The organism is Candidatus Nitrosopumilus sp. (genome assembly GCF_028278985.1).
Classification (GTDB): Archaea; Thermoproteota; Nitrososphaeria; order Nitrososphaerales; family Nitrosopumilaceae; genus Nitrosopumilus.
Genome location: NZ_JANQTA010000014.1, coordinates 31832 through 44606 on the forward strand (window position 1 = coordinate 31832; position 12775 = coordinate 44606).

10 protein-coding genes are annotated in these 12775 nt (G+C 36.7%); 9 read left to right on the forward strand and 1 reads right to left on the reverse strand.

Features of this window, described 5'->3' with window-relative positions:
• Genes Q0941_RS04930 through hisI form a run of 6 tightly spaced genes read left to right on the forward strand, consistent with a single transcriptional unit; the run spans window position 1 to window position 3986 of the window.
• Complete coding sequence (locus Q0941_RS04930; protein WP_299291951.1) at window positions 1-921, forward strand: HAD family hydrolase; 921 nt, start codon at window positions 1-3, stop codon at window positions 919-921.
• Between the two features lie 28 nt (window positions 922-949).
• A complete protein-coding gene (locus Q0941_RS04935; RefSeq protein ID WP_299291953.1) occupies window positions 950-1537 on the forward strand; it encodes an imidazoleglycerol-phosphate dehydratase in 588 nt (195 codons plus the stop codon).
• Window positions 1537-2139, forward strand: a complete 603-nt coding sequence (gene hisH / locus Q0941_RS04940; protein WP_299291955.1) for an imidazole glycerol phosphate synthase subunit HisH — start codon at window positions 1537-1539, stop codon at window positions 2137-2139. The genes Q0941_RS04935 and hisH overlap by 1 nt, the downstream gene beginning before the upstream one ends.
• Entirely contained in the window at window positions 2136-2846 is a 711-nt protein-coding gene (hisA, locus tag Q0941_RS04945; RefSeq protein ID WP_299291957.1) for a 1-(5-phosphoribosyl)-5-[(5-phosphoribosylamino)methylideneamino]imidazole-4-carboxamide isomerase, read from the forward strand. The genes hisH and hisA overlap by 4 nt, the downstream gene beginning before the upstream one ends.
• Entirely contained in the window at window positions 2836-3636 is an 801-nt protein-coding gene (gene hisF / locus Q0941_RS04950) for an imidazole glycerol phosphate synthase subunit HisF (protein WP_299291958.1), read from the forward strand. Before hisA ends, hisF begins: the two co-directional genes overlap by 11 nt.
• Entirely contained in the window at window positions 3636-3986 is a 351-nt protein-coding gene (gene hisI / locus Q0941_RS04955; RefSeq protein WP_299291960.1) for a phosphoribosyl-AMP cyclohydrolase, read from the forward strand. Before hisF ends, hisI begins: the two co-directional genes overlap by 1 nt.
• 4 nt (window positions 3987-3990) lie before the next feature.
• On the opposite strand, the gene Q0941_RS04960 is transcribed toward hisI, so the two are convergent.
• Window positions 3991-4563, reverse strand: a complete 573-nt coding sequence (locus tag Q0941_RS04960; protein ID WP_299291972.1) for a hypothetical protein — start codon at window positions 4561-4563, stop codon at window positions 3991-3993.
• A 222-nt stretch (window positions 4564-4785) separates the two neighbouring features.
• Here Q0941_RS04960 and thrC point away from each other — a divergent pair, with 222 nt between their 5' ends.
• The 3 genes from thrC to Q0941_RS04975 all read left to right on the forward strand — a co-directional run bounded on the left by thrC (window position 4786) and on the right by Q0941_RS04975 (window position 12760).
• Window positions 4786-6000, forward strand: a complete 1215-nt coding sequence (gene thrC, locus Q0941_RS04965; RefSeq protein ID WP_299291962.1) for a threonine synthase — start codon at window positions 4786-4788, stop codon at window positions 5998-6000.
• A 1-nt stretch (window position 6001) separates the two neighbouring features.
• Window positions 6002-7339: a ThiF family adenylyltransferase gene (locus Q0941_RS04970; RefSeq protein WP_299291964.1), complete on the forward strand. Its 1338-nt coding sequence runs from the start codon at window positions 6002-6004 to the stop codon at window positions 7337-7339.
• A 210-nt stretch (window positions 7340-7549) separates the two neighbouring features.
• Window positions 7550-12760, forward strand: coding sequence for a hypothetical protein (locus tag Q0941_RS04975; RefSeq protein ID WP_299291966.1), 5211 nt, complete (start codon window positions 7550-7552; stop codon window positions 12758-12760).
• Window positions 12761-12775 lie beyond the last annotated feature (15 nt).

The following is a 12775-nucleotide window of genomic DNA, read 5'->3' on the forward strand; positions in this document are numbered from 1 at the left end:
TTGAATAATCAAACATTTGATTCTATAATATTTGATTGTGATGGAGTACTAGTAGACATTACTCAGTCTTATGACAAAACAATTGATAAAACATGCAAATACATTCTCAAGGAGTTTGGTCAAATTAATTCAATAACAATTGATCATAAGATAATTGATGGATTCAAAGCATCAGGTGGGTTTAATGATGAAGTTGATTTAGCATATGCTGCAATTTTATCACTTTATACAGCTGACAAACTTAATGAAGTACCGTCAGAATTTATTTACAAAGTTATTTCAAATGCGGATAAGACTGGCATTATTTCTGTTCAATCATATCTTGAATCACTTTTTGATATTTCGGATATGCTCTCAAAATTGGGCTCATTAAATGACAGACACAATAATCCTGTTTATTCAATATTTGATCAATTATTCTTTGGTCCACAACTTTATGAGAAACTATTTGGTAAGCAATCAAAATTCTCTGAAGAAGGAATGATTTCAAATGATAAAGTGATTCTATCAAAATCACTGTTGCAAACATTACAAAAACAATTTGGACAAAAAATGGCAATAGTTACAGGACGAGGAATTGAATCCATTAGTTATTCCTTAAAAGACATGATTAATTATTTTGATACTAAAAGTTCTGCATTTTTGGAAGATGAATCTAGAGATTTAGCAAAACCTAATCCTGCAAGTTTGATTCGTGCAATTCAATCAATGAAATCTAAAAACTGTCTTTACGTAGGTGACTCTATGGAAGATTACATGATGGCCAAGGATGCATCTCTTGCAGGGAAATCTACCACATTTTGCGCAATTGTAGGCACAAGTACAAATCCTGATGACAGACGTAGATTATTTTCCAACTCTGGTGTGGATTTGATTTTGGAATCAATTAATGATATTCCGAAGGTATTAAATTTAGTTTGATTAAATATCAATATTCTCAGGTGATTTGATGAAAAAACGTTCAAGTAAAATCAAACGTGAAACTAAGGAAACAAGTGTTTCCGTTATAGTCAATATTGATGGTACTGGAAAGACTATGGTATCAACTGGTGTAAATTTTATTGATCACTTGATTACAGCATTTGGAAAACATGCAATGTTGGATCTAACTGTCAAAGCAAAATCACAAGACAACATTGTACATCATTTGATTGAAGATACTGCTATAACAATCGGAAATGCATTAGATGAGGCATTAGGAAATAGAATGGGTATCACTAGATTTAGCTATGCTTCTGTTCCAATGGATGAATCATTAGCTGAGACATCTGTAGATTTAGTCAAAAGGCCTTTTTACAAATTGACCCTATCTATTAAGAGAACAAAGATTGAAGATGTTTCAAAAGAAGATCTTGAACACTTTTTCCAATCTTTACTTCAGAACCTAAACAGCTGTATTCACCTTACAGTAAAGTATGGAGACAATGATCATCACAAAGTAGAGGCTGCAATGAAATCTCTAGCTGTTGCTTTTAGAATCGCATGTTCTAAGGACTCAAAGCAAAAAGGTATTCCAAGTACAAAAGGCGCAATGTAATGACAAAGATTGCAATATTTGATTATGGAGCTGGAAATATTTTCAGCCTCAAAAATGCATTAGAAAAACAAAATGCTACCGTAGAAGTTCAAACTAGAGTAGAAAATCTTAGAGAGTATGATGGAATCTTTTTACCGGGTGTTGGTAATTTTGATCCTGCAATACAAAGTATCAATCGTAATTCTACAGATTTTTTACAAGTTGTAGGTGATACACCCGTTTTTGGAATTTGTCTAGGTATGGAGATGTTTTTTGAGACAAGTCAAGAAGGAAACGAAAAAGGTCTAGGAATAATCAATGGTGATGTCATAGTCTTGCCCAATACCCTAAAGGTACCTCACATGGGATGGAATGCCCTAGAGATAAAACAAGAAAATAAAATTCTTGAAGGAATAGAAAATGGATCATGGGTATATTTTGTTCATTCGTATAGAGCAAATCCAACAACCCAGAGTGTCATTATTGCTGAATCTGATTATAATGTAAAAGTTCCTGCAATTGTTCAAAAGAATAATTATTTTGGAACTCAATTTCATCCAGAAAAATCAGGTGATGTTGGAGCAATAATGCTGAAAAATTTCTTGCGAGAGTGCAGCAAATGAAAATAATTCCTGCAATTGATCTGATGGATGGACAGGTAGTACGACTTTACAAGGGAGATCCAAAACAGAAAACAGTTTACAGTGATGATCCTGTTTCTATTGCCAAGCAATGGGAAGAAGATGGTGCTGATATGCTACATATTGTTGATTTGGATGCAACAATTGGAACTGGAAGTAATCTAGATCTAATACAAAAAATTTCCCAAGAATTAACAATTCCTGTTGAGATTGCAGGCGGACTGCGTAATGAATCAATTATTGATAGAGCGATGTCTTTTGCTACTAGAGTTGTAATTGGAACTTTGGCATTCCAAAACAAAGAGTTGCTACAAATAATTGCAAAAAAACACACATTTTCAAAAATTGTTATTTCAGTAGATCATGTTGATGGATATATTGTGACTCATGGGTGGCAAGAGAATACAAAAACTCCCTTGCTTCATGCAATTAACGAATTTGTAGAAATGGGATTTACAGAATTTTTACTAACAAATGTTAGTAAAGATGGTACTTTGGAAGGACCAGATTTAGAATTTCTAGAAAAAGCATGTGCAATTGAAAAAACAAATGTAATCGCTAGTGGTGGCATATCAAATGTTAATGATGTATCAAATGTTCAAACTAAAAATGCCTTTGCAGTAATTTTAGGAAAAGCATTGTATGAAAACAAAGTTTCAATAAAGGAGGCAAAACAGGTTGTTAACTAAGAGAATTATTCCTTGTTTGGATGTGGATAATGGACGTGTTGTTAAAGGATTAAACTTTGAATCAATCAAGGATGCTGGAGATCCAGTAGAACTTGCATCAAAATATAGTAAAGATGGAGCTGATGAATTAGTATTTTTGGATATCACTGCATCACAAGAAAAAAGAAAAACAATCAAAGAATTAGTTTCTAATGTTGCGAAAGTAATTGACATTCCGTTTACTGTAGGTGGTGGTGTTAACAGCATGGATGATGCTAGAAATATTTTACTTAGTGGTGCAGACAAAGTTGGTGTTAACACAGGTGCAGTAAAGAATCCTAAATTACTAACAGAGCTTATGACAATTTTTGGCAAACAATGTGTTGTAATAGCAATAGATGCTAAACGAAACTATTCTGAAGACTCTACCAAAACAATGTTTGAAGAGAATGGCAAAAAATTTTGGTTTGAGGTTTTCATTTATGGAGGAAAACAAGAAACTGGACTTGATGCAATTCAATGGGCAAAAAAAGCAACCGAATTAGGCGCTGGAGAAGTTCTTTTAACAAGTATTGATCGAGATGGAACAAAGGATGGATATGATGTCATTCTTACCAAAAGAATAGTAGATACAGTTTCTGTGCCTGTTATTGCTTCAGGTGGTTGTGGGAAACCTGAAGATATGTATGATATTTTTGAAAAATCTGATGTTGATGCAGCACTTGCAGCTTCAATATTTCATTATGAGAACCAGTCAGTTAATCGAGTAAAAGAAATTCTTAAAACTAAAAGCATTTCAGTCAGGTTATAATGGAAATAAACGTTGAAACATTAGGAACAAAATCAATTGATGAAATCGATTTTGAAAAAAGTGGCGGATTGGTACCTGTTATTGTTCAGGATGTATCCACCAAAGAAGTTTTGACTTTGGCATATTCTAATAAGGAATCACTTGAGCTTGCCAAGAAAACTGGCAATTCTTGGTTTTGGAGTCGTTCAAGAAATAAACTATGGATGAAAGGAGAAGAATCTGGAAATACTCAAAAAATCGTAAAAATTTTTGTTGATTGTGATTCTGATGCAATAATATATCTTGTTGAACCATCTGGACCTGCATGCCATTTGGGTGAAAGAACTTGCTTTCATAATTCCTTAGAATAATTCATTAACATACTGGATTGAAATTATTTTTTGAACCTGGTAATGTTTGATTAATAATCTTAAATTCTAAATTAGTATATTCTGTTCCTCTGAAAACAACTCTCCATTCTCCAATTATGTCATCAATTGAACATATACCTCTAGTCTTTGAGATTTGAGGTTCTATGTAATAATTGAATGCTTGTTTATTTGCTCCATCAAAGGGTACTGTTAGATATACTGAGTAATGTGTTCCATTACTTGGTTTAAGAAAAACAACTTGCCCTTTTTCTGAAAAATCTAAACCTCCAATTCTAACAAAAATTTTCTCACCTAAAACATATTCACTTCGATCAATTTGAAATGGTCCCGATGTGATCCATTCCCTATCTCTTGGAGTATATTCATTTTCTAAATTTATTGCTTCAATTTCATTAAGTTTATCACTAATTTCTGATGTTTCTTCTTGAGGTCTAAGTTCTCTATCTAAAGCATCTTCAACTTCCATTGATTCTGAATTTTGATTACTTGTAAACGCAATTCCTGCAATAACAATTACAATTCCTATGATAATTGGAATGATAATTTTTGAATTCAACACTGTATGGATCTTCATAAAATCTCTAAAAACCTTCCTGCAAATTGAATTGTTTATGAAATATTGATTTTTCCCAATTTTTTTACCAAAATTATCAAAATTTCAATAATTTTTATCACATTGGTAATCTTTTCATTTATTAAATTTCTATCATTAAAAATTAAGTAATACTTAACTTGATATTAGGATTTTTTATCTATATTAGCAGAGGAGAAATTGATCTTGGCTAGAATTTCACTACAATGTAGAGAGTGCAAAAAGGACTATGACTCTACTTTCAAGTATATCTGTGATGATTGTTTTGGACCTCTTGATGTCAAATATAATTTTCCTCCCGTAACTAAGGACACATTTACTAATCGAGAAAAAACCTATTGGAGATATTTTGAATTACTTCCAATAGAAAACAAATCAAATATTGTAAGTATTGATGCAGGAATGACTCCTCTTACAAAAGCAGAGAAATTAGGTGAACAATTAGGACTAAAAAATCTCTATATCAAAAATGATTCTGTTAATCCAACATTTTCATTTAAAGATAGACCAGCAGGAGTTGCAATTTCCAAAGCTAAAGAATTTGGAATGTCTGCAGTTGGTTGTGCCTCAACTGGTAATCTAGCTTCTGCTACTGCAGCACATGCAGCTAAAGGGGGTTTTCCATGTCATATTTTTGCACCAAGTAACATAGAGATGGCAAAAATAGCCCAAGCACTATCTTATGGTGCAAATTACATTGCAGTTGATGGAACTTATGATGATGCAAATAGAATTGCTGCACAAATTGGTGATAGTAAAGGAATTGGAGTTGTAAATATCAATATGCGTTCTTACTATGTAGAAGGTTCTAAAACTTTGGCTTACGAAGTAGCGGAACAACTTAATTGGCAAGTACCTGATCAATTAATTGTTCCAGTAGGAAGTGGTGCAATGCTTAATGCTATTTGTAAAGGATTTGAAGAATTACAATCTGTATCTTTACTTGGGGATGTTTCTAATATGCATATGATTGCGGCACAACCTCATGGATGTGCTCCTGTAGTTGATGCATTTAAAAAAAATAGTACTGAAGTTATTCCAGTTGAAAATCCTGATACTGTTGCAAAAAGTTTGGCAATTGGGGATCCTGGTGATGGTCGGTATGTTCTCAAACGATTACAACAATATAATGGATTTGCAGAAGAATCAAACAACCAAGAAATCCTTGATGCAATTTTACTCTTAGCAAAAACTGAAGGGATCTTTACTGAACCAGCTGGTGGAGTATCTGTAGCTGTATTACAAAAAATGGTAGAACAAGGTAAGATTGATGCAAATGATAAAGTTGTATGTTATGTTACTGGAAATGGTTTGAAAGCTACTGAATCAATTATGGAAGTATTGCAAAAGCCTACAGTTATGAAGGCAGACGTGGGAGAAATATCGGCGGTAGTTAACTAAGATGGCAAATATCACATTTACAATTCCTTCGGTTCTAAATCAAGGTGGAGGAGAGAAGAAAACTGAGATTTCAGCAGAATCATTAACTGATGCATTTGCAAAAATTTCTGAAATCATGGGTGATGACTTTAAACGTCGTGTACTAGAAGGTGATGGAACCCCTCGTTCTCTAATCAATATATACATCAATGGCAAAAATGCCAAATTTTCTGATGGAATGAATACTGTTCTAAATGATGGTGATGAGGTTTACATATTGCCAGCAGTTGCAGGTGGCTCTGAAGAACTTTCATCAAAGGAACTTGATAGATTTTCCCGTCAAGTAATGCTTGAAGAAATTGGTTATCAAGGACAATTGAAATTAAAAAATGCTAAAGTATGTGTTGTTGGAACTGGAGGTTTAGGACACCCAATAATTTCTAGATTAGCTACAATGGGAGTTGGTAATTTGCGAATCATTGATCGAGATGTAATTGAATTATCAAACCTACATAGACAAATAATGTTTGATGAAGATGATGTTGGCCAAGTAAAAGTAGAAGTAGCTGCAAAAAAATTGCAAAAATTAAATCCAGAATGTAAAATTGAAGCACTTGCTATTTCAATAAATGATTATACTGCATTAGAAGTTGTCGAAGGATGTGATGTTGTAATTGATGCACTTGATAGTGTTAATGCAAGATATGCATTAAACAAAGCATGTGTTGAATTTAACATTCCATTTGTTACTGGAGCTGCAGTTGGAACATCAGGACAAGCTTTTACAATCTTACCAAAAAAATCTGCATGTTATTTTTGCATGTTCCCTGAACTAAATGAAGATACAATGCCAACATGCAGCATTGAAGGTGTTCATCCACCAATACTTTCTATTGTTGGTGCAATCGAAGTTGCCGAAGCTGTAAAAATAATTCTTGGAAAAAAACCAAATCTTTCTGAAAGAATTTTACATATTGATTTAGAAAATCTTGATTTCAACAGCACTAGAACATTTAGAGCAGATGAATGTCCAATTTGTGGAACTGGAAAATTAGAAGTTGTACAAAAAGAAGAATTGATTTTAGAAGAATTATGTGGAAGAAACAGAGGAAAGCGAACTTACTCTATTACCCCAACTGAAATTTTTGATCTTAATATTGATGATGTAACATTGATTGCAAAAGAAAAAGGATTCATTGTTGATAATCAAGGTGACTTGGGACTATCTATGAGAACAAATGATTTGTCTGTAAGTTTCATGAAAAAAGGCTCAGCTGTTGTTGTTGGGCCAAAGGACGAATCTGAGGCTATCTCATTGTACAAAAGCCTCTTAGGTAAAGAGATCAAAGCAGGAATTTAGCCTGTAAAAATTTCATAAAATAGTAGTAAATAATAAAAAATCCAGGGATCAATAGTACAATTATAAAATAATTTGAAAAAATTGGATCCCGATTGCATAGAAAATATATCAAATTTGAGATTTTTATGAAATAATCTCAAGATCTGACAGAATTGTGGACAATTTGTCCATTAGGCTTAAATACAAATTTTTGAGAAAAATGCTAATAACATGAATAACGAAATAGGACGTAAAATAACTAGTCTTACATTAATGGCAATTATGGTTGCCGGTGGTATGACATTTGCAGTTCCTGGTATGTTACCAGCTGCACATGCAGCCAACGCTAACCTATTTGTTTCCGCAGAAAACTCACAGTTTGACAACTACATGGTAGGACCTCAAGTAATTGAGGTAGTCGTAATTGATTCAGATATCAACGATACAGATGAAGGAAAAGGTGAGCCAGACGTTACAGTAAACGGTAAGATCCTGAGAATGGTTCAAGCCGTCGATGGTAACTGGTATGGTTACTTTGCAGATAGAAATCAAGCACAAATTGCTGATAATACTGCAACAGGTAACGCCGGTTCTGGTTTAGACTTTGGTTCATTCTGTAGTGCAGATTCCGCAGACGATGTATTGGGTATTGATCTTACTGATACTGACGGTGTAGCAATTCCAAACGCTACCAGTACTGGTGGTGCTTTGGTAGACGGTAATGCCGCTGGTGGAGCTATCACAGCAACTTGTGATGGTACAGCAGCTGGTGTTAACGCCGCCTTAGAAAACAACGTCGTAAGAGAACCAAAAGATGTTAACTTAATGACCGGTGTTACTGGTGGTCAAGTTGGCCAAATTGGTTTAGTAAGCTTACCTGGTACTCAAGGAACTGAAAACTGGCCTTTCGTACAACTCTATGAATTAAATCCAACTGGTAATGTAGTCGTACAGTACAACAAAGGTGGTGGTGTTCAATCTACAACACTTACTTTTGATGAAGCTGATGACTTTGCCGGTATTGAATTAGATAGAGGTGTATATCCACAAGGTGCACAAATTCATGCAACAGTTACAGACGTATGGTTAAACATTGACCCAACTGATGAAGACTCTTGGACATTTGGTGCCAATGCAGGTAACTCAACTGCAGCCGGCCCACACTACCAAGTCTTTGATGAAAACGGACAATCCGGTGGTACAGCAATTAGAATTGCTGATACCGACATACTCATGTGTGAGGATTGTCAATTCTTCCTTGATACAAATACTCAAGGTGCAGATAACGAAGTAGTAACCCTTCAGGATAACGGAGATTCAATCCTCGTTAACCTGAATGCTACTCAAGGTAGCACTGCAGCTGGTGCAAACAATGCAACCGCATTCGGTGTATTGGCTGCAACAGCAACATTGGGAACAGGTTCACTTCCAGTTACCATCACAGAACAAGGTCCAAACAGTGGTGTATTTGGTACATATGATGAATCAGATGAATCAGTACTAAAAATCACAACCGATGCAGCAAGGGGAACCTCTGCAACTGTTGATTACAATGATAGCCCAACTACCGTACTTGTAGGATTTGACTTTGCAACAATTGATATCCAACCAGTCGATGATACATGGAATTCTGGTGAAGCAATTCCAGTAGTCATTGTTGATGGAGATCAAAACAAAAACAGCAGAGTAGATGAAGACATAACAATATCAGACCCAACCTTCACGATCATTCCAGCATTAGCTACTGGTGATCCATTTACAATTGGCGAGAGTACAACAACTCCTACTGTAAACATTGGTAATGGTACTATTAGTAAAGGTGCAATTTCTACTGCAGGCGATGCCGCAATAGGAACTGTAGGTAGTATCACTATCGCATTAAATGCTACAGCAGGTAACCAAACTTCCACAATTTCAGTCGATCCATTTAGTCAAAGAGCAATCTTAGACCAAACAGCAAATGCAACTGCACAAGTTGGATTTGTCATTGTTGACTTGAAAACAACCATGGAAGAACTACAAAATACTATTAGCCAAAATGGTACCAGAAATGATGGTGTAGCATTTAACTTCTTCAATTATAATGTTGATTCATTCGGTCAAAGTGACGTAAGTGTCTACTTACTCAACAAGACTCAGAATATTCTCAACACTAATGATGAATTTGTTAATACAGCAGGTACTAACGCAGTTGTTCTTGCAGCTAACGCTACAGGAGCCGAGTACATCTCACTAGATGATCTCGATGCTAACTTGTTCACAGACACAAATCCAAGTGATAATAACATTGGTCTCTTATTCGAATTCGAATATGATGGTGATGAATCAAATGGATTTGTTGGTATTGACGATAAAGAAGTAATTGTAGCTGACTTCATGTCATTTGGTTTCAGTGATGATGGTGTGCAATCTGGTGAAAGATTCGCAAACCAAATCATCAGACTTGAAGCTGAAGAAACAGGCGATAACACAAGTACCTTCGAAGGTGAATTAGAATACTTCATGGTTAACCAATTAAGTATCCAAGAAGCAGGCACCTTTGAAATTGGTACTTCTGGTGATGATCCAACATTCATAGTAATTGAGGATCTTACTGACGAAGATGCACCAAGAATCTCATACAATGATTTAGGTGCAGATGGTGTAGTTACCCCAGTTTCTGACCAAGAAGAAGCTCCAAGCCACTCTGGTGTTGTTTCTCTAAATCAAGATTCTTACAAGATAGCTGATACTGTTGTCATTACTTTAGAAGACGCTGATCTTAACGTAGACTCTGATCTTATTGACATCTTTACTGTAGTCGGTCCAGGAACCGGAGCAACCGAAGATATGGTTGGTTCTGAAACCAGTCAAGCTTTGAGCTTTGGTGAACTTGGTAGATTACTTGATGTCACATTTGATGATATACAATGGGAAACTCCTGATGTAAATTCCTGTACCGCAGATGGTGAAACTGATGCTACAAACTCATTAGAGGATGTAACAACTGACACTGGACTCGGTGCAACCGGATTTACTTTGATTGAAACAGATACAGAATCTGGTGTTTTCACAGGTGACTTCCAAATCCCAGCATTCTGGTGTAGAAACGCAGACACAACCGCAGTAGGTTCCGAACAAGCATACGAAACAACCACTGGTCTCGATATCGAAGTTAACTATGTTGACTTCAGAGATGCCTCTGGTGAAATCGTAGAAGTTGGTGACTCTGCAGGTGTCCGCGCAAACACTGGTTCCGTTAGCCTTGACAGAACAGTCTATCCAGTTCCATTCGGTGGTACTGCTGACTTTACTGGTGCTAACACAGAATCTCCAGACGGTAGATCCATCTTCCCAGTCCACGCTAGTGGATTGACAGATGCAAACTCCGAATTAGATAATGGAGAATTCTTGCTAGGAGGAGATCTAAGCGTACACATTAGAGTAAACGATCCAGACTTTGACGTAAACCCAGCTGGTGAAGATACAATTGCACAAAACACCACAAACACCAACGTAGGTCCAGTTAAGATCTCTGTTCTCAGAGGTGCTTCAACTGTCGTACTTGGTTATGCAGGTGGTCCAGCAGAGCTAAATGGCCCAATTGATGTCGCTGACAACAATGCCAATGCTGCTAGACAATTTGGTCCAATTAACGAAATCGCACCAGACGCAGGTATTTACGAATTAGATCTAACTGTTAAATTCACCGATGGTCCAGCTGACGCACAATGCCCATCCAATGTGAGTTACACTCAGATTGGTAACGGTGATGGCGATGGCGACACTGATGAAGTTGTAGACAGATTTGATGCAGCAGATGGCGATGGTAATGATTACTGTATCTTACAAGGAGATATTCTCCAAGTAGAATACACTGATCCAGCTGACGCTTCTGGTGATATCAACACTGTTACTGATTCAGCAACATTTGACCTTAGAAACGGTGTATTGCAATCCGACAAATCCGTATACATTATCGGTTCCGATATGATCTTAACACTCATTGAGCCAGACTTCGATCTTGACAATGATGCTGCTGAGACATATGACTTAGACTTAATCGAATGGGACTCTGATGCTGCAACCATTTCCATGGGTAACCTTGGTGGTGCAGCAAATGCAGCCGCATTTGACCCAGAACCAACTGACTTTAGAGAAACAGGTGACAGCACTGGTATCTTCCAGATTGTTATCGAAATTCCTGAAGAATTAGATGGTGACAGATTAGAAAGAGGAGAAGAAATTATTCTCGAGTATACTGACTGGGGTCCATCCGGATCTGATTATGTAGGTGATGAAGATGAAGATGTCAACTTGACTGTCTTTACTTCTAACTTCGGAGCAACTGTAGAGCTTGACCAAAAAGTATACTCTTGGACTGACAAAGTTTACATTACTATCGTAGCACCAGATCACAACTTCGACAGTGACTTAGTTGATGAAATCGGTGACACTGATTTAGACCCAATAAAGGTCTCAACCAGAGGATCTGATCTTGACAACTATAAACTCGTTGAAACTGGAACCGACACAGGCATCTTTACTGGTGAGGTTATCCTTACTGGTTTCACACACGATGCTGATGGTGATTCCACAACTGGTACTGACGGTAATGATGTAGTTTCCGGTACTGCCACAGGTAACGGTCCAACTGATGGACTCTTACCAGCTGATGATGATGACGGACTTACTGTCTCCTTTGAATTCTCAGAGGATGAAACTGTAGTCGGTTCAGCACTCATTAGATGGAATATCGGTGAAGTTCAATGGTTAGAAGCAAGCTATCCAGCTAGCGGAACAGGTGTTGTAAGAGTAATTGATCCAGACATGAACTTAGATCCAGAAGCAGTCGACAACTTCGAAGTCGACGTGTGGTCTGACTCCGTTGCCGGAGGTATTGACCTTACTGTAACTGAGACAAATGAGGCAACCGGAATCTTCGAAGGTACTGTATTCTTTACAGTTGCTGACGAATCATCTGGTCACAGACTCAGAGTCGCAGAAGGTGACACAGTCACCGCAGAATATGAGGACAATACACTACCTGATCCATACACAACTGCAGATGAACTTGATATTACTGCCACTTCACTAATTGGTACTGTTGTACCACCTCTCGAGAGAGCACCAGCTGCTAACTTGAGAACAGTTGATGCATTCGGTAACAGCTTAGATTCTGTTTCCGTTGACCAACAGGTGCAAATCAGTGCTGACTTAGCAAATGGTCAGGATAGAGAGCAATCATTCGCATACTTGGTACAGATTCAGGATGCAAACGGTGTCACAGTCTCACTAGCATGGATTACAGGTTCACTATCTGCTGGTCAATCATTCAGCCCAGCTTTATCATGGATTCCAACTGAAGCAGGAACATACACTGCTACTGCATTCGTTTGGGAGTCTGTTGATAATCCTACGGCATTATCACCACCAGTTAGTACAACTGTCAACGTAAGCTAAAACTAGTTCACATTA

Coding starts and splice junctions, on each gene's coding strand:
- Q0941_RS04935 (WP_299291953.1), top strand. CDS start 950: ATGAAAAAACGTTCAAGTAAAATCAAACGTGAAACTAAGGAAACAAGT.
- hisH (WP_299291955.1), top strand. CDS start 1,537: ATGACAAAGATTGCAATATTTGATTATGGAGCTGGAAATATTTTCAGC.
- hisA (WP_299291957.1), top strand. CDS start 2,136: ATGAAAATAATTCCTGCAATTGATCTGATGGATGGACAGGTAGTACGA.
- hisI (WP_299291960.1), top strand. CDS start 3,636: ATGGAAATAAACGTTGAAACATTAGGAACAAAATCAATTGATGAAATC.
- Q0941_RS04970 (WP_299291964.1), top strand. CDS start 6,002: ATGGCAAATATCACATTTACAATTCCTTCGGTTCTAAATCAAGGTGGA.
- Q0941_RS04975 (WP_299291966.1), top strand. CDS start 7,550: ATGAATAACGAAATAGGACGTAAAATAACTAGTCTTACATTAATGGCA.